Here is a 19,777-nt window from a genome sequence, read left to right on the forward strand (position 1 = left end):
TGATGCGGGACCATCTGCTTCGCATGCGCACCACATGGGCCGACGGCCTCGCAGCGCGGGTCTGCCACAAACTCAGACCCGAGACATGCCGTTCCGACATGTTCCCCTCGTGGGTCGCGGATGACCAACTGGCGCTTGCCACCGTGCTGACCCGCATCGCCGCGGACGACATCGGATGCAGCTCTCCGCAGACCATCGGCGATCGGCTCCGATCGACCGGCCTCGTCCTCCCAGAGGTACCCGGATCGGTGGTGGCCTGCGACCTCGTCATGCCTGTCCTGCGCACGGTCCGCAGGAATGGGGTGCCGTGGGAACGGTGGTGGGACGTGGGCGGACTCCATGCCCTGCTGATCGAGTTATGGGCGGGACGCCGACTGTCGACACACTCACCGGAGAAGGTCCGCGACGAGGTCACGGCGGTCTGGTGCCTTGAGGACGACCGGCTTGTCGACACCGTCCTGGACAACGCGGAGGATCCCTTCGTCTTCCTGCCCCCGGATCTCCTGCACGAGTCCGCCTCCGGAACGGCGACGGCGTGCGCGCAGTTCCTCGTCACCAGAGGCTTGATGAAGATCACCCTCCCTGATGCTTTTCTGAGCACCAGGCCGGGGCTGGCCGACAGACCGGACCTCACGGAGGTCGCGAAGCGCTGGCACCACCGCATCGACCTGGAAGAGACCGTGCATCGCGTCAGGGACCTCTCACCAGAGCTCTTGACGGGTTTACACAGGGACCTCGACGCGTGGGATATCCAGATGGATCAGCTGACATCTCACCTGACGGCACATGAGATCAAACTGATCCTGCCCATGGCGGAGGATGAACGGTACGGCGAGGAGTGCCTTCGGGCGGGCTGGGGCCTGCATCGAGCCGAACTGGAATCAGATGACGCTTTGTTGTGGCAACCGGATTCCGTCGCCCGGAACTCCTCGGTGCCCGACTGGATGGCCGAGGAAATCATCACGTGCGGAACCCGCTTCTTCCACAGACAGGCAGGTCCTCACCCCGTCTGGCTGGCCACAGTGGAGACGGACACGCATATGGCGGCCGTGCGGACGTTCATCGAGCCGCCGACACGGTATGGCATCGGAGTCGAGGACTACGGTGACGGCCTGAGGCTGTGGTTCGAGTTTCCCACGCTTCGGGCCGACCCCGACCCTCCGTTCCGGGCTCCGTACACCTACTCCCTCTCCTGGGTGGAGCACGCTTGGGAGCTGCTGCATCTTGCGACCGTTGGTTACGCCCGCCTCAGCATCGTCCGGCTTGTCGGCGACGGTGAGCTCCGGGCCGTGGGCAGCATCCGGCTCGATCTGCCGGAAGAGGTGTGCGCCCGGGCCGAGGAAGCCGCGATCGCAGCGCTCCGTCGGCTGGTCGGGGACGAGACGCAGACGATGAGGCAGAAGATCGCCCTTGAGGGCCACGAACAGGCCGCAGAGGTTGCCTTCCGAATCTGCGAAATCGCGAAGGGCGAGGACATTTATGACGAACTTGCCCTGGAGTCCGATGTCGCTGAGTACGAATCCTTCATTACAGCCGCACGTCACCTCGCCTGGGTACGCGCTCGGCATGCCGCCGGTCTACTCGACCGGGAAAGCTCTGTGGAGGTGGGCGCTGAGTTGAAGGCCGCTGTCGAGGGCAGGCAGCGCACTCTGGAACTCCTTCGGGCGGCCACGGGGCGGGGGAACGGCACGGCGCGGTCGAGTGGCCGTTCCGGCAAACCGTCGGTCGACGAACAAACGGTGTTCGTCCACCTCATCAACCGGTACGGAATACTTCAGCTCGCGGTGTGCCGGACTCGTGCGGGCCACTCGCACTTCGATCTGGTTTCGTGCGAGGAGTTTCCCCTTGGGCCTCTCGCCGGCGCGGTTGATGAATGGACACGGCAAGCACCGGATCACCCTCGACGTGTGTGGCACGACTACCTGGAGCAGCTGGTCGCCGAGTGCGGTGGACCGGCACAAGCCATCATCGAGACGGCCGCACCCCATGAATTCCGTCGGTTGGTGCTCAGCCCCACGACTCCGCTGGAGTTACTGCCCCTCCACGCAGCTCCGCTCGACAGCGCGCGGACCTCAACCTTGATTGATGCTTTCGAGCAGGTGGTCTACGCCCCTACGGCTCGACTCGTGTCCGCCATCGAGAGTTCCCAGCGGCATGCGGCCGTGATCGAGGTGTTGGTGGTGGCACACGGCGGTGGACACCTCCCCGGCCTCGAACTGATTGACGGGCCACTGTGCGAAGCCGACGTGATCGCCGGTCTCCACGACAGCGTGGAAGTTCTCACGCAGGAGGAGGCGACCCCGGACCGCGCTCTGCACATGATGCCCATGGCCCGGATCGTCCACGTCGCGGCACACGGCCTCACACATCCGAATCGCTGGGCTGCCGGACTCGCTCTGCACGGCGGTTCACTGGGGACGGCCATGCTCACTTCCAGTGGGGTCCTCGCAGACGGGGCCTTCTCCAGTGTCGACCTGGTCATCCTGAACGCTTGCAGGACGGGCACGCACGAAGGCACCGGTCGTACTGTGCAGACCTTGCGCAGCATCGAGTCCGCGTTTCTTGCCCGCGGCGCAAGAGCGGTGATCTCCACTCTGTGGGACATCACTGACCTGCAAGGTGTTGTGTTCTCCGCTGTGCTTCACGCACACCTCGGCGTCGGCGCGGACTCCCACACTGCTTACGGCGACACCATCCGCTACCTACGTCAACACCGGTGGCGAGTGTCCTCGGAGGCAGGTCCAGTGTGCGCCGCCGAATCAGCAATCGACGCGATGCTTCCGGACTGGCGAAGCCACCTTGACCAACAGGTCGCCGACAACCCGCTGTTCTGGGCTGCATTCAAGATCACCGGAGTTGTCTGAGCCACATCCCCATACCGCTCCCTTTCGGCATGTTGTCAAGCTCGGAGCTGCCCACGCCGAAAAGGTATCGGGAAAGACGTGTCCGATGCCCGAGTTGCAAAGGTTGCCCCATTCCGTAGTGCGCCTGCCGGTGCGTTGATGTGTGAGAACGCGTACCGAACACGGTGACCGTGACTTCCTCTACAGCGAGGGGTGGGTGGGCGTAGGTGTCCCAGGTCTCGGAGAACTTGGCGTGCCGGGAGAGTGCCTGCACGGTCTTCGGATCGTGCCTGCCGGAGCCGCCGAGCGTGCTGGTGTAGAAGTGCTTGAGGTCGTGGAAGCGGGTCCTTTCCGGAAGTCCGGCTTGCTTCACGGCCTTTCGCCATTTCTGGTGGAAGTCGCTGATCAGTACGGGCCGGCCGTGACGGTTCGTGACGATCAGGCCCTCGTCCGGCGGCTCGACGTAGCCGCGTGCCTGGCGGCGGCGTTGGGCGGCTGGCGAGACGGGCTCCGGCTCGGAGAAGCGTGACACGTGGTGTGTCAGGCGCTCGATCAGGAAGCGATCCACCGGCAAGGTCGCGTAACTGGCCTTGGTCTTGAGGCGTACGGCCTTAGACGCTATCCGCTTTCCGATCAGCGGGTTTGTCGGGTCGAACAAGGGTCTTGATCGGGTGATCGCGGTGCGGTCGGTGCATGAAGGCAGGGCCTCGCGGTAGCTCGGGGTTGTCGAAGCCAACGAGCACCGGGAGGCCCTGTTGCTGCAGTCTGTCGCGCTCGCGCCCGGAGAGTCCAACTCGCCGTCTCCGTCGTGTGACTGTCTCGCGCACAGGTTCGGCAACGCGGCTGACGGACCGGACCGCGTGCGGTGTTACGGCTCGGATCTGACAGAAGCCGAGTGGCAGGTCGTCCGGCCGTTGCTGCCGGTCCCGGCATGGTTTCAGGGACGGGGCGGCCGACCGGAGAGTTATTGCCACCACGTCATGCTGGACGCGGTGCGCTACGTGGTCGACAACGGCGTCAAGTGGGCCAGTCTGCCTGCGGATTTCCCGCCGTACCGGCGCGTGCACGCTTTCGCCCGCCGCTGGCCTCCAATCGGTGCCAGGCGAAGCCTCCAGGATGGCCGTCCTGGAGGCATTCGTATGCCTGGCTCCTCAGCGGAGGCAGGCGTCCCCATCGCGGCTCGACCGAGATCGACTCGGAGTGCCGCCAGAGGAGTCCTGGCCCGTTCGGCACCGTCCCGACCTCGGCCGATTCGGGGCCGAGCAGAGGGCGATTGCCTCTGACTGGCTCCGAGCAGCTCGGGTCGAACCCGGGTCGAATCAGAGCGGTTTCCTCTGACTGCCTCCGATCGCCTCTGCAACCCGTCCTAGCAGGTCACAACCGATACGGCCCGCAAAAGCGCAGGTCACAAGGGTGCTCAGGAATACCCGGCGTACAGCCCGACTCGTCTGCCTGTACGGCTGCCCGGCAAGACCACGGTGACGGACGGCGGGTGTCAGTCCGACTCTTCGCCGGCGCGCCGGTAGCGCTCGTAGATCACGCGTGAGCCGAACGTCCTGGTCTCGACCAGGTCCAGCCGAATGTCTTCGGTGACCGGCGGCAGGAAGGGCGTGCCGCCGCCGACGACGACCGGATAGCGGAACATGCGCAGCTCGTCGACGAGGCCGAGCCCGATCGCTGTCGCGGCCAGGCCGGCGCCGCCGATCGAGACGTACTTGTCGGTCGCGGCGAGCGCCGCGGCGGCCTCCTCGGCCACCGACGCCGTGGCGAGCCGGGCGTTGCCCTGAACGCTGTCGAGCGTGCGGCTGAAGACGACCTTCGGGAGAGCGCACCAGAGGTCGGCGAACGCGGCTCCGGGCTCGTTGTCGCGCAGGGACGCATCCGTCTCCCACACCAGCATGGTCTCGTAAAGCCTGCGGCCGCACAGATAGGCGCCGAGCTCGCGCGTCTGCGCGACGTGGAAACGAAACAGCTCCTCGCTGGGGCCCGTCCAGTCGAACCCACCCTCGCGGTCGGTGATGAAGCCGTCCACCGAGACACTCATCGAGTAGATCAGCATGGCTTCGAGCTCTCCTTCCTTCCGCGGGCCGCTCTGCCACAGCCAGCGACCGATCGCGAGACGAAAACGCGTCGTCGTGGGCGGTCCAAGCGATCGTACGGTACGGGATGCGCAGCGAGCCTGACTGTCCGTGGGTCCAAGATCTCTCTACGGTTGGTGTCCGAATGGCCTGTGGGCCGCGTCGTCGAACTCACTGTTCGCGTCGACAGCGGCGACAGAGCGGCGGCCGACCGGCTCCTCGACCTGCTCCAGCGCCGGGGCGACCTGGACGCGCTGCGGCGTCGCGCGGACGCCGGTGACCACGACGCGGCCCGGCGGTGGAGCCGGATGGTCGCGGACCGGGGGACATCGACCGGCTGCGCCTGCTGGCCGGCCATGACTTCGTGGCTGCCGGGCAACTGGCGGATCTTCTTGCCGACCGGGGCCGACTGGACGAGCTACGGGCTCGCGCCGACCACCACGATCACCATGCGGCCACTCGGCCGGCCGCCTTGCTGGCCGACCGTGGCGAGCTCGACGAGCTGCGCGCCCGCGCCGACAAGGACGACTGGGCCGCGCGGTCGGCGCTTGCCGAGATCCTTGCCGACCGGGGCGAGATCGAGGAGCTGCGCGCCCGGATCAGCGAGCATCCGGACGACCATCAGTCCGCCCGATGCCTGGTGGAGCTGCTGATCGAGCGGGGAGAACTCGCCGAGGCACGGCGGATTCTCCTCGCCGGAGTCCTGATCGGCGACCACCGCGCGGCGCAGCAACTGCCCGAGCTGCTGATACGGCGCGGCCGCCACGACGAGGCACGACGGCCGGCCCGCTACGGCCTTGACTCCGACCTGGGGGTTCACCCTGGATAAGTGACCCCGGTCAGCCGTTCCGATTCCTCCCACAGGCGTTGCTGCGCCTGTGCGTCGTGGGAGCGGGCGTTGGACTCGACGCGCGTCGGACGGCCGGTGAACTGGGCCAGACCCGGCGGGCCGTAGTAGGAGCCGCCCGCCGCGTTCGGGTCGGTGGCGGCGCGCAGGATCGACAGGGCGCCCATCTCGGGGGACTGCAGGGCCCAGGCGGTGAGCGGCCTCAGCCGCGGGCTCATCAGGGCCCTGACCGGTGCCGGCAGGTCGCGGACGAGTTCCGTGCGGGCGTTGCCCGGATGGGCCGCGAGCGCGATCGTCTCGGCCCCGGACGCTGCCAGCCGTCGTTGCAGCGCGTACGTGAACAACAGGTTGGCCAGCTTCGCCTGGAAGTAGGCCGCCGGGGCGCTGTACCCGCGCTCGGCGTTGAGGTCCGCGAAGTTCATCCTGCCGTGGCGGTGGCCGATGCTGCTGACCGTCACGACGCGCGAGCCGGGTGTCTCCAGCAGGCGGTCCAGGAGCAGGCCCGTGAAGGCGAACGGGCCCAAGTGGTTGGTGGCCAGGGTCAGTTCGAAGCCGTCCTCCGTGAGGGCGTGGTGCAGGCGTATGCCGCCCGCGTTGTTGATCAGCAGGTCGATCCGGGGGTGGTTCGCGCGCAGGGCCTTTGCCGCCCGGTGGACCGAGGCGAGGGACGCGAGGTCCAGTTGCTGGACCACGACCCTCGCCTTCGGTGCGGTCGCCGTGATGCGCGCCTCGGCCGCCGCCGCCCGGTCCGGGTTCCGGCAGGCCAGTACGACCGTGGCGCCGCGCTCCGCCAGCACCCGGGCCGTCTCGAAGCCGAGGCCGCTGTTGGCGCCGGTGACGACGACCGTGCGGCCCCGCTGGTCGGGTACGTCGGCCTCGGTCCAGCGCGCGCCGGTCAACCGCAGCCCCCCGCGTGCCCCTGGTCCGCGGCGGCACTCAGGACCAGTTCTTGCGGCAGGTGCTGTGCGCGGATGCGGGAGACGAAGGCCGGGAGGCGGTCCACGCCCCAGTACTTGTCGAAACCGTCGATGAAGTACGGCACGCCGAACACGCCGTCGCGGTGGAGGAGTTCGATGGAGGCCAGGCCCTCGGCGCGGACGGCCGGGTCGGTGGCCGCACCCGCGAAGGGCTCGGGGTCGAGGCCGAGGCCCTTGGCGATCGCGGCCATGACCGCGGGGTCGGAGATGTCCTGGCCCTCCTCCCAGCGGGCCCGGTACACCGCGTCGATGAACGGGCGGCCGCGGCCCAGGCGGTCCGCGACCAGGTAGGCCAGATGGGAGACCTCCCAGCGGGGCGCCGGGTCCTGCGGCCAGACCATGGCGAGGTCCCGTTCTCCGGCCAGCCTGCGTACGTCCTGGAGGATGTACAGGTGCTTCTCACGGGACATGGGCACGTACGGCAGGCGGATGCCGCGTTCGGTCAGGTCCTGGGAGGTGGGCTCGTCCGGTTCCCAGAAGGGGAGCCAGTCGATGGCGTCGGCGACATCGGGGTAGCGGTCCGTCAGATCGCGGTAGGCCATCCAGGAGTACGGGCTGCGGAAGGAGAAGTACCAGCGGGGTGCTCGGCGTCGGGACATGGGGAATGAACTCCTTGGAGAATCGGGATGGTTCAGTGCAGGCGGAGCAGGGCGCAGCCCACCGAGCCCGTGCGGTCCACCGACGTGATCAGGCCGATCCCGCCGGCGGCCGCGGACGGGTGGGTCTCGGCGTACGCCAGCAGGGACGCCGTCTGGAAGCCGGCCGCGGCCGCTCCCGTGTCGCCGATCAGCTCATGGGGGGCCAGGTCCACGGCCCCGGTCCCGTCGCCGAGCACATCCGCGACGGCCGAGACCTCGTCGGCTCCCGCTCCGCCGGTGCTGCAGGAGCGGGCCACCGCCACGATCCGCGACGGTTCCACCGCTGCCTGGGCCAGCGCGCGGCGCAGGCAGGAGGACAGAGCCGCCCGCACGTCCTCGCCCAGCACCACGCCCAGTTCGACCGCCAGGACCTCGGCCAGCACCGGCTGGTCGCCCGCCCCGGCGGGTTCCACGAGCAGCATGGAGCTGCCCTCGCCCAGCGGCAGCGACTCCGCCGTGGCCGCGTGGTGCTCCAGCCACGCCCGCGCCGGTGAGAACTCCTCCGCCGTACCGCACAGCACGCTCTCCGCATGGCCCGAAGCAAGCAGCCTGCGCGCGTAGTTGAGGGCGTGCAGGCCGGCCGCACGGCCGCCTGCGATCGTGGTGTTGGGGCCCTTGAGCTGGTACCAGATCGCGCTCTGGCCGCTGGCGCAGTTCATCACGGTGTTGGGGAACTGCGCGGGGTCCACGAAGAACGGCTGCTCACCGGTGAGCGAGTCGCGGGTGAAGTCCATCATGCTCTGCGCGCTGCCGGTCGTCGTACCCAGCGCGAACGCCGCTCCCTCTCCCGTGCCCACCCGCTGGTTGCGCTCGCTCTCGCCGAGCAACGCGCCGACCGCGGTGACCGTGAGGCCGGTGACCCGGTCCATGGAACGGGTGCCCTTGCGGCCGAGGGCCGTACGGACGTCGAAGCCCGGTACCAGACAGGCGCTGGGTGACGGGATGCTGTCGTACGACGGCCCGAGCGGTGCCGTGGTCGTACGGCGCTCTTTGATGCCTTCCGTGAAGGCGGCCCGGCCGACGCCGAACGGCGAGACGGCGGACCAGGCGGTGATGACCGGGCGGCGGCCGAGCGTTTCGGTTGCACTCATGATCGTCACGTTTCTGTGGTGAGGGTGGTGAGAGTGGTGAGAGGTGCCTGGTGCACGGGCGGGTTCTGCAGGACGGAATCCAGGAACGTCCTGAGTTCGGCACCGAAAGCGGCCCGCTCGTCCACCATCGGGAAGTGGCCGCTGCCGTCGAGCACACGAAGCCGTGCGTCCGGCAGCGCATCCGCCAGCGCGACCGCGTGCTCCGACGGTGTCGCGATGTCGTGCGTGCCGCCGATGACCAGGCAGGGCACGGTGATCCGCGCCGTCAGCAGTTCGGGCGTGCGCAGGAATAGGTCGAAGAAGCGGATCCAGCCGTACGGGCCGATCCACTCCCGCACCCGTTCCGCCATGGCGGCCTCGGTCTCCGTCGACACCCGGCCGCCGGAGTGGGCCCGGATGCCCTCCTGGAGGATGAGGTGGAAGTTGTTGAGGTAGTGGGTGATCGTCGACCAGTCGAATTCCTCGGCCGAGGCCCGGTAGAAGGGGGAGACGAGGACCAGGGCGCGGATGCCGAAGCGGCGCAGTGCTCCGCCGTCCGACTCGGCGGTCCTGTCCAGCAGTTCGAGCAGCACGTTCGACGACATCGAGTGGGTGACCACGACATCCACCGGGCCCGGTACGGAGACCAGCGCCTCCTCCACCCAGGGCGTGAGGTCCGCGCTGCGGCCCCAGCCCGTCACGCCCTGCCCACGCCAGGGGAGTGCCGCGGACCAGATGTCGTAGTCGTCGGTGCCCAGCTGCCGGGCGGTCTCGTCCCACACCGTGTCCGTGCCCGCGAGGCCGTGCAGGAACAGGATCCTGGGGGCGCCTGCTGCGGCGGCACCGGAGTGCCGCCGCAGCACGACGGGAGCCGACGGTTCGGGGGGACGAATCACCGTGGGCTCCCCGCAGCGGCCCCCACAGGGGTCACCGAAGCGGCCGCCGCACCGGCCGCGGAGGCAACCCCGGCAGGGACCGCGGAAGGATCCAGCAGGCACACCCCGGACGTGGCGCCCCGCAGACCCGCGCCGGCCACCGCGTACACAGGGCCCGTGCCGCCCTCGTCGAACCACCCGGTCGCCGCGGCACACTGCAGCACCCCGAGCGCCCCGGACGCCTCGCCGAGTCCGGCGCCGAAGACGGCCCGCGGCACGCCGGGCAGCAGATCGTCGGGCAGAAAGTCCGCGGTGTCCCGCGAGAGCTGCCAGCGCACCGGGGCCGGGCCGTGTCCGCGGGCCAGGCTCTCGACACAGGAGCGGACCCCGTCCGTCATCACGTAACCGCCGTAGACCGCCCGGATGTCGGCCGACCTGCTGAGCGCGGCCTCGGCGTCCTCGACCACCACGGCCGCGCCGCCGTCCACGCCCGTACGCCCGTCGCCGAGCAGCCGCCGTACCGGCTCGTTGTCCGGCTCCACCCCGATCACCAGTACGCGCCGCACGCGCCCCGAGCGGATCATCGTGGCCGCCCAGTGCAGCGCGTCCAGACCGGACGTGGCGCCGTTGCAGACCATCAGGTTGGGTCCGCGCAGGCCGAACCTGATCGCCACAGAGGAGGCGATGACGTTGCTGGAGGCGTTCGGCAGGTCCATCGGCGAGGTGGCCGTCACCGTCTGTGCCCTGATCGTGTCCAGGGCGCGGGTGACCGTGTCCAGGTTGCCGAAGTTGGAGCTGGCCACGACTCCGATGCTGGTCCCCGGGACGGTCAGCCCGTCCTCGTCGAGCAGCCCCGTGTCCATCAGGGCGCCGGAGGCCAGGCAGTACGCGAGCTGGGTCGCCCGGTCCTTGTAGCGCAGGCCCTTCTTGCCGACCAGCACCTCCGGCGCGACGGGCCGGCCGTCCGCCGCCGGTCCCGCGGCCAGTGCCGCCGGGGTGTCCGCCCCGGGGACCAGGACGCTGACGCCGGTCATGACCACCGAACCACTCATCGGGCCGCCTCCACAATCGCCACCGCGTTGATGCCGCCGAAGCCGAAGGCGTTCAGCTGCATGGTCTTCACATCGGCGCGGCGCTCGGCCGCCGTCACGAAACGGAAGGCCGCCGCCTCGTCCACCGGGTCGTCCAGGCCGACCGTCGGCGGTATCCGGCCCTGGTCCATCGCCCGCAGGCCGATCACCAGGTTGAGCAGGCCGGAGCCGCCCGAGGTGTGACCGGTCATCGACTTGATGGCCGTCATCAGGGGTTTGCCGGCGTCCGGGCCGAGCACCTCGGCCAGCGCCACGGCCTCCGCCTCGTCATTGAGGAGGGTGCCCGTGCCGTGCAGCATCACCAGGTCGATCCCGGCGGGCTCGATCGCCGCGGTGGTGTACGCCTGCCGCATCGCCTCGGCGATTCCCTCGGGGGAGGGCGCGGTGGCGTGGTACGCGTCGCAGTTGACCGCCACGCCGCGCAGCCGGCCGTGCACCTGCTGGCCCTCGGCCCCGGTGGCCTGCCGGCGCAGTACGACCGCGGCCGCGCCGTCGCCCATCAGCACACCGGTGCGGTTGCGGTCGAAGGGCCGTACGCGCTCCGGCGGCTCGGGATGCACCCGCTCCAGCAGGCCGTACATGCTCTCGGTCAGGACGTCGACGCCGGCCACCACGACGGTGTCCGGGCCGTCCGGCTGGGTCAGCAGGTCCGAGCCGAGGGCGAGCGCGTACAGCGAGGCCGAGCAGGCGTTGGAAAAGGTGTACGTCTGCCGCGCGCCGAACCGCTCCCGCAGGGCGGGGCCGAAGTCCAGGTCGTGCTCGGTGAGTTCGCCCTCCCCGCGCCACCACAGCTCCAGGGAGCGCAGCTCGCGCAGGCCCGTGCCGACCAGGACGGGGATGCCGCTCAGGTCCTCGCCGAGGCCGGCGTCCTTGGCCGCCTGGGCGACGGCGTCCAGCAGGAGAGCCGTGGCGCGGGCCGGGACGTCCACGCCCTCGGCCGGGCGGTCGTCGACCTCGTAGGCGTACTGGGCGCGGAAGTTGGAGCGCTCGAAGCCGCGCAGCGGGGCGTGGCCGGTGACGCCGGCGCACAGGGCCTCGAAGAGGTCGTCGATCCCCCTGCCCGTGCTCGCCACGGCGCCCATGCCGGTGATGGCCTGGCTCAGCACAGCGTGTCCTCCTTCGCTCGGATCGGATCGGCCGGGGCGTCGTAACGGCCCAGCAGCAGCACCGCGTTGTTGCCGCCGAAGGCCAGGCCGTTGTTCTGGACGACCCTCAGGTCCGCCTCGACCGCCTCGTTGGGCACGCAGTCGACCTGGCACTCCGGGTCGGTCGTGACGTGGTTGATCGTGGGCGGTACGAAGCGGTTGTCGATGGCCAGCGCGCAGCCGATCGCGCCCAGCGCGCTGGCCGCGCCCATGCTGTGCCCGAGCATCGACTTGACCGACACCGTGCGCGGCGGGGTGTCCCCGAACACCTGGCGGATGGCGCCGACTTCGGTGACGTCGTTGGCCTTGGTCCCGGTGCCGTGCGCGGAGACCAGGTCGACCTGGTCCGGCTTGACCCCGGAGTTCTCCAGGGCGAGCCGCATGACGCGGGCGACGCTGTCCTGGTTCGGGGCCACCTGGTGGTACGCGTCGCAGTTGAGGCCGTAGCCCAGTACCTCCGCGTAGATGTGCGCCCCGCGGGCGAGGGCGGCGTCCAGCCGCTCCAGTACGAGGACGCCGGCGCCCTCGCCCGTCAGGATGCCCTTGCGGTCGGCGTCGAACGGCTGGCAGCGGTCCGGGGCGATGGTGCCGAGCCGGTAGAAGCCGGTGAACGTCTTGCGGCACATGGCGTCCGCGCCGCCGCAGAACGCGAACTCGGCCTCCCCGGAGGCCACCGCGTCGAAGCCGTAGCCGATGGCGTAGTTGCCGGCCGCGCAGGCGGTCGGCACCGTCACCGCCTCGACGTTGCTGAGGCCCAGCTCCTGGGCGATGGCCACCGAGAGCCGGCCCGCCGGCACCCGGCGCACGGCCACCGGGTCCAACTGCGCGGCACCCTCGGTGAGTTCGGTCTCGACGAGGCGGTCGAGGTCGTAGGACTCCCCGTCGGTCGTGCCGATCGAGATCAGACCGCGCTGCTCTCGGAGCCGGTCGAGGCCGAGTCCCGAGTCCTCCAGTGCCATGCGGGCGGCGGCCACCGAGAACTGGGTGGCCCGGCCCAACTGGTCCAGATCGAGCTCCGTGACCCACTGGGCCGGGTCGAACCCGGTGACCTCGCAGCCCGTCGAGTGCGAGAACCCCTCCGTGTCGAACACGGAGATGGGCCGGGCCCCGCTGCGGCCCTCCCGCAGCCCCCGCAGGAACTCGGCGACGCCGAGGCCGATGCTGGAGACCACGCCGAATCCGGTGAGGACGACCCGGTGGCGTGTCGCTTCCCCGGCCGGCCCGATGGCGCGCTGTGCGCTGTGCTGTGCTGACATGCCACCCTTCCGATCCACAGTCGTTGGTCCGCACCCGGATCCGGGACCGGCCCGGATCCGGGCGGGGACTACCAGCCGGCGGCCTCGGCGACGACCTGGTAGACGCCCTCGATGTTCACCATGCGGGGCAGCTCGCTCTGGTTGATGACCACGCTGAACTCCTTCTCCAGCGCGGCGAGAATCTCGATCGCGCGCAGCGAGTCCGCGTTGTGGTCCTCCTTGAAAAGGCTCGTCCGGGTGACCTCGTCCTGCTCTATTTCGAGGATGTCGCAGACGATTTCCTTGATGGTTTCGGTGCGCTCGGCGAGTTCGGTGGACATGCTTTGTCTCCTTGCGAATGGCTTGGGCCGGAAATTGTTTCCGTGACTTGATTCTTGACCGTCGGGAAGGCGTTCGGCGCGGCAGCGGCAGGAAGCTGTCAGCGAATGCGATCGGCGGGCCGGCGGGCCAGCACGGCCTGGTCCACCGTGAGGACCAGTTCGCCACGCACGCGCGTGCTGCCCTCGAAGATCTGGATGCCGTCGACCGTGCGTGCCAGCCGGACGGTGTGCTCCAGGGTGTCGCCGGGGAACACCGGGGCCCCGAAGGCCACGTGGGTGTAGCTGCCCAGCATCAGTACCTCTTCGGCGAGCACGTCCGTGTTCGCCTTGTCGGCCGTGGCGAGGACCGCCGCGGCCTGGTTGAAGGACTCCATCAGCGGGCCGATCGGATAGGCGTACGCCGCTGGGTCCTTCGCCTCGGAGTCGAGATGCCGGTACCAGGGTTCGCCGTACGTCACCGCCTTCTCGGCCCTGACCGGCCCACCGGGCTCGAAGGACAGCACCCGGTCGATCAGCAGCATCTCGTCCCGGTGCGGGATGCGGGCCATCAGCTCAGGTAGCGACAACGGACCCAGACCGTTGGGGAGTTGGGCGGGGAAGTCGGGCGGTACGAGGGGGGAGGCGGCGCCTGCCTCCGCGTACCGCAGCCGGATCCTCGCCACCGGGGCGCGCTCGGTGGCGGCGGTCGCCCGGCACACCCACTCCGTACCGTCCTGCTTCCAGCGGAGCGAGAAGGTGAGGGTGTCGCCGGGGTAGGCGGGGTGCAGGAAGCGGGCCGACTCCAGGCGGGCCAGGCGTAGTTCGGGGACCCCGGCCGGGGCGAGGTCGAGGGCGGCCTGGTGGGCCGTTTCGGCCAGGAAGACCCCGGCGAAGATCGGGAAGCCCCGGTAGTGGCCGTGGAACACGGGCTCGGCGGGGTCCAGCCGGAGCTGTACGCCGTCGGCCCGGACCCCCGTGAAGGGGGCACGGACCGACCGGCAGCGTGGGTGCCCGCTCATCCGGCGATTTTCGAGCTGAGCAGGCTGTAGGTCTGGCCGAAGTTGGTGATCTCGCCGAATTCCTTCTCGGAAATCTTGACGCCGAACTTCTTCTCCAGCTGGACCAGGATTTCCAGGCCCATCAGCGAGTCGACACCGAGGTCCTCGACATAGAGGGCGTCGTCGGTGACGTCCTCTATCTCGACGTCGAGCGCGTCGGCGACGAGTTCACGCAGGGATTCCTTTTCGAGCGTGGCAGTGGTCATTTCTGTTTCCTTACGAGAGTGAGTGGTGTGGGATGTCAGGCCGCGACCAGCTGCCAGGGCTCCGGCAGCCGCTTCGCGTGCCGGGGCTTCGCGTCGGCCCACCAGCGGACCGAGTGGGACAGCAGGCCGGCCGGGTCCCGGACCGTCTTCGTCGGTGTGAAGGGGGCCGGGATGCTGGTGTAGCTCTCGAACATGCTCAGCAGGTCGACGGCGCGTTGCTGCACGTCCGAGAGGTGCGGTGCCATGAGCGGGAGGTAGAAGCCGTGCCAGTGGGCGGCGGGGATGACGGGCGCGAGCGGGATCGGCGCGATGCCCCGCTCGGCCCGCCAGTCATTGATGGTCCCGGTGATGACGGCCACCATGTCCGAGACCCGCAGACAGCCCTCGCCCGCGGCGATCGTCTCCACCGTCGGCGTGGCCGGCGGCTCCCCGAGCGCGGCGGCGACGATGACCTCCGCCACCTGGTCGACGGGCGAGATCTCGATGAAGCCGTCCGGATCGCCGACCAGCGCGGGCGCCAGGCCGGAGACCAGGGACTGCACCATCGCGTACGGGCCCGACAGGCGGGCGATCGCGCCGTCGGTGCCGCGGCCGAAGACCAGCGGGGGCCGCACGATCGTCAGCGGACCGGCGTGCCGGGTGCGGACGACGTCCTCGGACTCGGCCTTCGACCACTCGTAGCCGTTGCGGTAGCGGCCGTACTCGGGGTCCCGGGCGGCCCCCTCCTGCCCGTCGACATACGCCGTCGAGATGTGCACGACGTGGGTGTCGGCGTCGGCGAGTTCGAGGACGGCCTCGGTGGTACGGACGTTGGCGGCGATCGCCTCGTCCTTGGTCATCGTCCACCGGGTGGAGGCGGCGCTGTGGATCACCACGTCCCAGTGCTGCCGCCGCAGTTCCTCGGGGGCGGGCTCGGCCCCCAGCACCCAGCCGGACTCCTCCGGGCGGGAGGGGCGCCGGGTGACGGCGGTGACCTCGGCCTTCCCCCCGGACTGGGTGAACTCGGCGAACTGGGCAAGGACTTCGCTGCCCACCACGCCCCCGGACCCGGTCAGCAGGATCTTCATCGGGTGCTCCTCGGGGCTACGCCGGCCAGCGCGGACTCGGTGAAGGTGCGCAGGGTCCGCTCGGCGACCGGGCCGAGCATGGCGTCCATCAGCGGGATGCCGATCGCGAAGTCGAGGTGCAGTTCGACACAGGTGTGCGGGCCGGCGGCGTCGATCTGCCAGTGGCCCGTGCAGCGGGACAGCGGGCCCTCGATGTGGCGGAAGTCGATACGGCGTCGCTCGTGGTCGATGGTCTCCTCCTCCACCCACTCCAGGCGGGGTCCGCCGAGCAGCACGGCCCAGCGGGTGGTGCGCCGGTCGCCGTGCTGGTCGAGGATCTGGGCCTCGGCGACCTCGGGGACGTACGACGGGATGGACGCGCAGTCGAGCACGGCGTCCCAGATGCGGCCGGGGGACTGCCCGGTCGTCTGTCGGGTGGTGATGGTGGGCATGGTCGGTCAGTCCTTCGCGTTGCGTGAGAGGCCGTCCAGCTCCGGCAGATCGCGGAACTCGGCGTCGAGGTCGGTGAGCTGGTCGCCCCGCGCGCTCTCGTGCAGATCCTTGGAGCGGATGCACAGCAGCGCGATGACGGCGCCCACGGCGGTCACCGTGGAGGAGGCGACGAGTACGTCGTGCAGGCCGTCGACGAAGGCGGACCGTGCCGCCTCCGCGACCTTCCCGGCGAGCTCCGGAGGCAGGGCCTTGGCCATCTCGCCGACGGCGCCGGTGGACACCGCGTCGCCGAACTGATCGGCCTTCCCACCGAGTTCGCCCGCCGCCTGCGAGCCGGCGAACGAGTCGGCGACCCGGCTCTGGAAGACCGCGCCGAACACCGCGATGCCCAGGGCGACGCCGACCTGCTGGAAGGTCTCGGCGATCCCGGAGGACATGCCGGCCTTGTCGGGCTCCACCATGCCGACCGAGAGGGCGGCCCGCAGCGGCTGGTAGATGCCCATGCCGACACCGGCCACGAGCATGCTGGGCAGCAGCACGGTCCACTTGCTGTCGTGCCGCACCAGGGTGACCAGGAACAGGCCGCTCGCCATCAGCGTGCCCGAGAGCACGGCGAGCAGCTTCGGGGACACCTTGGCGACCAGCAGGCCGGTGACGCCCGCGACGACGAACAGCGTCAGGGTCATCGGCAGGAAGCGGACACCGGTGCCCAGCGGGCTGAAGCCGAGCACGTTCTGCAGATAGGAGATCTGCAGGAAGATCGCGCTCAGGACGGTGGAGTTCCACAGCAGCGTGGCCGCGGACATCCCGATGAACGTCGGGATGCGGAACATCGACAGATCGAGCATGGCGGCATCGCCGCGCCTGCGCTCGATGAAGACGAACAGCACCAGGAGCACGGCGGAACCGGTGAACATCGACACGATCGGCGCACTGTCCCAGCCCTCCGCGTGCCCGCGCAGGAAGCCGGTCACCAGCAGGCCGAGCGCGCTGGAGAAGACCACCAGGCCCGCCCAGTCGACCCGGTGGCTGTCCGGATTGCGGGACTCACGGATGCGCAGCGCCCCGATGGCCAGGGCGACGGCCCCGATCGGCACGTTCACCAGGAAGATCCAGCGCCAGTTCAGCGCGTCCGTGAGGCCGCCGCCGATCAGCGGGCCGAAGGCGATCGCCAGACCGACGACACCGCCGAAGATCCCGAAGGCCTGGCCGCGGTCCTTGCCCCGGTACTCGTGGCCGATCAGCGCGGGGCCGACCGCGAACAGCACGGCGGCGCCCACGCCCTGAAGCCCACGGGCGAGATTGAGCTGCAGGATGCTCTGCGAGACACCGCAGCCCAGCGAGGCCAGCGTGAACACGACGAACCCGGCGTTGAAGATCCGCTTGCGGCCCAGCCGGTCGGCGAGCGAGCCGCCGGTGAGCAGGAACGCGGCCAGCGTCAGCGCGTACGAGTCGAGGACCCACTGCAGCTCGGAGAAGTCGGCGTCCAGGGATACCCGCATGTCGGGCAGGGCCACGTTGACGACGGTGAGGTCGAGCATGAGCATGAACGTCGCGATGCAGACCACGGCCAGCGTCCAGCCGCGGCCCGACGCGACGGACTCCCCGCCGGGATCCCGGACTTCTGCTTGTGTTGCCATCAAGTGCTCTCCTTCATTGCGGTGTTGAGAGGGGCGATGTCGAAGGCAGCGGAGTCAGCCGGGCGTCGTGGGGGTGACGAGGGCGGCGGAGACGTTTCCCACGGCGGTCGCGGCGACGACGAGTCGCGGTCCCGCCGGCCGGGTGAGCGCCGTGGCGATCGCCTGGAGGGGGCGCAGGGAGCCGGCTCCGGAAGGCTCCGCGGGGACTCCGAGCGCGGCTGCGACCGCCTCCGCGACCCGGGAACCGTCCCCTGCCAGTTGGGCTTCGGCTGCCCGTCGGGCTTCGGCCGCGAGCCCGTCGAGCAGGACGCCCACCGCCGCCCGCACCTCCTCCGGGACCCCGGCCCGCCCCGGCGGCACGAACACGGACCGCACCGCGACCCGCCCCAGCGCCCGCCGGCCCCCGGCGAATACCGCCACCTCCGGCTCTACGACCAGGGCGAGCGCACCCTCCTCGGCCGCACCCGGCACGGTCACCGCCGCCTTGTCCGACTCCGGCGGCACCGCCTCGGTCGCCCCGGCCAGCAGCCAGTCGGCCCGCCCCGAGCGCAGCGCGCGCAGCCCGGCCTGGAGGGCCTCCAGAGCGGCGGTGCGCGGGGTGTGCACGGCCAGGCTGAAGCCCTTCAGCGCGTGCTCCATGGCGACCCGGCTCGCTATGAGGTTCGGCGAGAAGTAGGGGACGGCGGTCGGCGAGAGCAGGTGCGCCTCACCGTCGACCGTGGCCCGGTCGATCTCCGCGTGGATGCCGGCCACCGCATGGTTGGTGCCGACCGCGACCGCACGCCGCTCCTCTGGGACGGCGAGCAGTGCGTCACCGATGCCGTCCTGGGCCAGCGTCCGCTTGACCGCGGCCAGCAGATACTGGGCGGACGGCGGCAGGTGCCGGTAGCCACGGCCGAGTTCGGCCCGCTGGTCGAACCAGCCGGTCGCGCCGGGCCGCGGCGGGGCGATGGCGTCGAGCGCCGATACGACGAAGGTCATGAGGGTGCTCCGGTCAGGGCCAGGGAGATGTTGTTGCCGCCGAAGGCGTAGGCGTTCACCAGCGCGACTCCAAAGCGGAGTTCGGTGGGCCCGGTGGGCAGGTGAACCGGGCACTCGGGGTCGATCGCGGTCGTCGCCGGATTGCCGGGGACCGTGCCGTGGTGGAAGCAGAGGGCCGCGAAAACCGTGCCCAACACCCCTGCCCCGCCCGCCAGATGGCCGACGACCGCCTTGAGGTTGTGCAGCGGGATCGCGCCGAGCCGGGCACCGAAGACCGCGCCCATCGCGGCGGCCTCGGTGCTGTCGTTGAGCCTGGTCCCGGTCGCGTGCGGCACGATCAGCGTGACCTCGTCCGGGCCGAACCCCGCCTCCTCCAGCGCCGCCCGCATCGCCCGTCCGGCCTGGGCGCCCGTGGGGTCGGGCGCGGTGGGGTGGGCGGCGTCGCAGCTCCAGCCGGCGCCCGCGAGCGTCGCGTAGGGCCGGGCGCCGCGCGCCCGCGCATGGTCGGCGGATTCGAGTACGACGGCTCCCGCGCCCTCGCCGAGTACGACCCCGGCCCGGTCGTGGGCGAAGGGGCGGGGCCGGTCGGGGGCCAGGGCGCCCATCTGGTTGAAGGCGGCGACGGTCACCCGGGAGTAGGCCTCGGCCCCGCCCGCGATCACCACGTCGGCCTCGCCCGAGCGGATCAACTCCGCGCCCATCGCGATGGCGTACCCGCTGCCCGCACAGGCGTTGCTGAGGTTGACCGCTCCGGCTCCGGCGCCGATCCGGGCGGCGAGCTCCGAGGCCAGCACGAACGGCGGCGAGGCGTCCGCCACCGGCGGCACCTGCCCCGCGCGGGCCCGCTCGACCTGCCGGGCATCGCCGACGCTCGACCCCATCACCACGGCGATGCGGGACGCGGGCACCCCGTCGAGCCCGGCATCGGCGTACGCCTCCAGACCGGCGTCCCCGGTGTAGCGGGTCGCGGGCGCCGCATCCGAGGCCTCGCCCGGCACCAGGTAGTACAGCGGCAGCGGAACCTTCAGATCCGGGTCCGGCACCCGGTCGGCGACGGCGGTGGAACCGGCCTGTACCCCCGCCCAGAACGTCTCGACTCCTCGGCCCAGCCGGCAGACCACGCCCAGGCCGGTCATGGCGATCTCAGTCACCGTGCACAACTCCCCGTCTGCGCAAACCCCTGTTTCCGGGGGCGACATTAGGCCGGGGAATCCGCCGGAACGGCGAACCGGCAGGAAGCTGAAACGCCCTGGTACATAACCCCGGACACCACC

General features: G+C 70.4%; 20 protein-coding genes. 3 read left to right on the top strand and 17 right to left on the bottom strand.

Features of this window, described 5'->3' with window-relative positions; genetic code table 11:
- Positions 1 to 23 precede the first annotated feature (23 nt).
- The gene (locus tag ACFY1J_RS03955; RefSeq protein ID WP_390730536.1) at positions 24 to 2,864 is read left to right on the top strand and encodes a CHAT domain-containing protein; all 2,841 of its coding nucleotides are present in this window, start codon (positions 24 to 26) and stop codon (positions 2,862 to 2,864) included.
- Here the strand turns inward: ACFY1J_RS03955 and ACFY1J_RS03960 are convergent.
- A complete protein-coding gene (locus ACFY1J_RS03960; protein ID WP_390730537.1) occupies positions 2,848 to 3,501 on the bottom strand; it encodes a tyrosine-type recombinase/integrase in 654 nt (217 codons plus the stop codon). The two genes, ACFY1J_RS03955 and ACFY1J_RS03960, sit on opposite strands and share 17 nt — an antisense overlap.
- 202 nt (positions 3,502 to 3,703) lie before the next feature.
- Here ACFY1J_RS03960 and ACFY1J_RS03965 point away from each other — a divergent pair, with 202 nt between their 5' ends.
- On the top strand, positions 3,704 to 4,126 hold the full coding sequence (locus ACFY1J_RS03965; RefSeq protein ID WP_390730567.1) for a transposase: 423 nt from the start codon (positions 3,704 to 3,706) through the stop codon (positions 4,124 to 4,126).
- Positions 4,127 to 4,338: 212 nt separating this feature from the next.
- Here the strand turns inward: ACFY1J_RS03965 and ACFY1J_RS03970 are convergent, their stop codons facing one another.
- Positions 4,339 to 4,902: a dihydrofolate reductase family protein gene (locus ACFY1J_RS03970; protein WP_390712905.1), complete on the bottom strand. Its 564-nt coding sequence runs from the start codon at positions 4,900 to 4,902 to the stop codon at positions 4,339 to 4,341.
- 317 nt (positions 4,903 to 5,219) lie between these two features.
- On the opposite strand from ACFY1J_RS03970, the gene ACFY1J_RS03975 reads away from it, so the two are divergent.
- A complete protein-coding gene (locus ACFY1J_RS03975; protein WP_390712904.1) occupies positions 5,220 to 5,750 on the top strand; it encodes a hypothetical protein in 531 nt (176 codons plus the stop codon).
- On the opposite strand, the gene ACFY1J_RS03980 is transcribed toward ACFY1J_RS03975, so the two are convergent.
- The 15 genes from ACFY1J_RS03980 to ACFY1J_RS04050 form a co-directional block, all read right to left on the bottom strand.
- Positions 5,738 to 6,667 carry an oxidoreductase gene (locus ACFY1J_RS03980; protein WP_390712903.1) on the bottom strand — a complete coding sequence of 310 codons (930 nt, stop codon included), beginning with the start codon at positions 6,665 to 6,667 and terminating at the stop codon, positions 5,738 to 5,740. The genes ACFY1J_RS03975 and ACFY1J_RS03980 overlap by 13 nt on opposite strands.
- Positions 6,664 to 7,344 (bottom strand): 2-hydroxychromene-2-carboxylate isomerase, encoded by a 681-nt coding sequence (locus ACFY1J_RS03985; RefSeq protein ID WP_390712902.1) that lies wholly within the window; start codon positions 7,342 to 7,344, stop codon positions 6,664 to 6,666. The genes ACFY1J_RS03980 and ACFY1J_RS03985 overlap by 4 nt, the downstream gene beginning before the upstream one ends.
- A gap of 32 nt (positions 7,345 to 7,376) precedes the next feature.
- On the bottom strand, positions 7,377 to 8,474 hold the full coding sequence (locus ACFY1J_RS03990) for a beta-ketoacyl synthase N-terminal-like domain-containing protein (protein WP_390712901.1): 1,098 nt from the start codon (positions 8,472 to 8,474) through the stop codon (positions 7,377 to 7,379).
- Between the two features lie 5 nt (positions 8,475 to 8,479).
- A complete protein-coding gene (locus ACFY1J_RS03995; protein WP_390712900.1) occupies positions 8,480 to 9,349 on the bottom strand; it encodes an alpha/beta fold hydrolase in 870 nt (289 codons plus the stop codon).
- Positions 9,346 to 10,380: a beta-ketoacyl synthase N-terminal-like domain-containing protein gene (locus ACFY1J_RS04000; RefSeq protein WP_390712899.1), complete on the bottom strand. Its 1,035-nt coding sequence runs from the start codon at positions 10,378 to 10,380 to the stop codon at positions 9,346 to 9,348. The genes ACFY1J_RS03995 and ACFY1J_RS04000 overlap by 4 nt, the downstream gene beginning before the upstream one ends.
- Positions 10,377 to 11,522 carry a beta-ketoacyl-[acyl-carrier-protein] synthase family protein gene (locus tag ACFY1J_RS04005; RefSeq protein ID WP_390712923.1) on the bottom strand — a complete coding sequence of 382 codons (1,146 nt, stop codon included), beginning with the start codon at positions 11,520 to 11,522 and terminating at the stop codon, positions 10,377 to 10,379. The genes ACFY1J_RS04000 and ACFY1J_RS04005 overlap by 4 nt, the downstream gene beginning before the upstream one ends.
- On the bottom strand, positions 11,519 to 12,820 hold the full coding sequence (locus ACFY1J_RS04010; protein ID WP_390712898.1) for a beta-ketoacyl-[acyl-carrier-protein] synthase family protein: 1,302 nt from the start codon (positions 12,818 to 12,820) through the stop codon (positions 11,519 to 11,521). The genes ACFY1J_RS04005 and ACFY1J_RS04010 overlap by 4 nt, the downstream gene beginning before the upstream one ends.
- Before the next feature lie 68 nt (positions 12,821 to 12,888).
- On the bottom strand, positions 12,889 to 13,140 hold the full coding sequence (locus ACFY1J_RS04015) for an acyl carrier protein (protein WP_390712897.1): 252 nt from the start codon (positions 13,138 to 13,140) through the stop codon (positions 12,889 to 12,891).
- A gap of 98 nt (positions 13,141 to 13,238) precedes the next feature.
- Positions 13,239 to 14,138 carry a hypothetical protein gene (locus ACFY1J_RS04020; RefSeq protein ID WP_390730538.1) on the bottom strand — a complete coding sequence of 300 codons (900 nt, stop codon included), beginning with the start codon at positions 14,136 to 14,138 and terminating at the stop codon, positions 13,239 to 13,241.
- Entirely contained in the window at positions 14,135 to 14,383 is a 249-nt protein-coding gene (locus ACFY1J_RS04025) for an acyl carrier protein (RefSeq protein ID WP_390712895.1), read from the bottom strand. The genes ACFY1J_RS04020 and ACFY1J_RS04025 overlap by 4 nt, the downstream gene beginning before the upstream one ends.
- 35 nt (positions 14,384 to 14,418) lie before the next feature.
- Entirely contained in the window at positions 14,419 to 15,450 is a 1,032-nt protein-coding gene (locus ACFY1J_RS04030; RefSeq protein ID WP_390712894.1) for an SDR family oxidoreductase, read from the bottom strand.
- The gene (locus ACFY1J_RS04035; protein WP_390712893.1) at positions 15,447 to 15,881 is read right to left on the bottom strand and encodes a type II toxin-antitoxin system RatA family toxin; all 435 of its coding nucleotides are present in this window, start codon (positions 15,879 to 15,881) and stop codon (positions 15,447 to 15,449) included. The genes ACFY1J_RS04030 and ACFY1J_RS04035 overlap by 4 nt, the downstream gene beginning before the upstream one ends.
- Before the next feature lie 6 nt (positions 15,882 to 15,887).
- On the bottom strand, positions 15,888 to 17,522 hold the full coding sequence (locus ACFY1J_RS04040; protein WP_390712892.1) for an MFS transporter: 1,635 nt from the start codon (positions 17,520 to 17,522) through the stop codon (positions 15,888 to 15,890).
- A gap of 54 nt (positions 17,523 to 17,576) precedes the next feature.
- Positions 17,577 to 18,503 carry a beta-ketoacyl synthase N-terminal-like domain-containing protein gene (locus ACFY1J_RS04045; protein ID WP_390730539.1) on the bottom strand — a complete coding sequence of 309 codons (927 nt, stop codon included), beginning with the start codon at positions 18,501 to 18,503 and terminating at the stop codon, positions 17,577 to 17,579.
- A complete protein-coding gene (locus ACFY1J_RS04050; protein ID WP_390730540.1) occupies positions 18,500 to 19,654 on the bottom strand; it encodes a beta-ketoacyl-[acyl-carrier-protein] synthase family protein in 1,155 nt (384 codons plus the stop codon). The genes ACFY1J_RS04045 and ACFY1J_RS04050 overlap by 4 nt, the downstream gene beginning before the upstream one ends.
- Positions 19,655 to 19,777 lie beyond the last annotated feature (123 nt).

The organism is Streptomyces sp. NPDC001406, from assembly GCF_042895285.1.
Classification (GTDB): Bacteria; Actinomycetota; Actinomycetes; order Streptomycetales; family Streptomycetaceae; genus Streptomyces.

What these genes read in the sequence shown, in the direction of transcription:
- ACFY1J_RS03955 (WP_390730536.1), top strand. Translation starts at nt 24, where the DNA reads ATGCGCACCACATGGGCCGACGGCCTCGCAGCGCGGGTCTGCCACAAA.
- ACFY1J_RS03970 (WP_390712905.1), bottom strand. Translation starts at nt 4,902, where the DNA reads ATGCTGATCTACTCGATGAGTGTCTCGGTGGACGGCTTCATCACCGAC.
- ACFY1J_RS03985 (WP_390712902.1), bottom strand. Translation starts at nt 7,344, where the DNA reads ATGTCCCGACGCCGAGCACCCCGCTGGTACTTCTCCTTCCGCAGCCCG.
- ACFY1J_RS03990 (WP_390712901.1), bottom strand. Translation starts at nt 8,474, where the DNA reads ATGAGTGCAACCGAAACGCTCGGCCGCCGCCCGGTCATCACCGCCTGG.
- ACFY1J_RS04000 (WP_390712899.1), bottom strand. Translation starts at nt 10,380, where the DNA reads ATGAGTGGTTCGGTGGTCATGACCGGCGTCAGCGTCCTGGTCCCCGGG.
- ACFY1J_RS04010 (WP_390712898.1), bottom strand. Translation starts at nt 12,820, where the DNA reads ATGTCAGCACAGCACAGCGCACAGCGCGCCATCGGGCCGGCCGGGGAA.
- ACFY1J_RS04015 (WP_390712897.1), bottom strand. Translation starts at nt 13,140, where the DNA reads ATGTCCACCGAACTCGCCGAGCGCACCGAAACCATCAAGGAAATCGTC.
- ACFY1J_RS04020 (WP_390730538.1), bottom strand. Translation starts at nt 14,138, where the DNA reads ATGAGCGGGCACCCACGCTGCCGGTCGGTCCGTGCCCCCTTCACGGGG.
- ACFY1J_RS04025 (WP_390712895.1), bottom strand. Translation starts at nt 14,383, where the DNA reads ATGACCACTGCCACGCTCGAAAAGGAATCCCTGCGTGAACTCGTCGCC.
- ACFY1J_RS04030 (WP_390712894.1), bottom strand. Translation starts at nt 15,450, where the DNA reads ATGAAGATCCTGCTGACCGGGTCCGGGGGCGTGGTGGGCAGCGAAGTC.
- ACFY1J_RS04035 (WP_390712893.1), bottom strand. Translation starts at nt 15,881, where the DNA reads ATGCCCACCATCACCACCCGACAGACGACCGGGCAGTCCCCCGGCCGC.
- ACFY1J_RS04040 (WP_390712892.1), bottom strand. Translation starts at nt 17,522, where the DNA reads ATGGCAACACAAGCAGAAGTCCGGGATCCCGGCGGGGAGTCCGTCGCG.
- ACFY1J_RS04045 (WP_390730539.1), bottom strand. Translation starts at nt 18,503, where the DNA reads ATGACCTTCGTCGTATCGGCGCTCGACGCCATCGCCCCGCCGCGGCCC.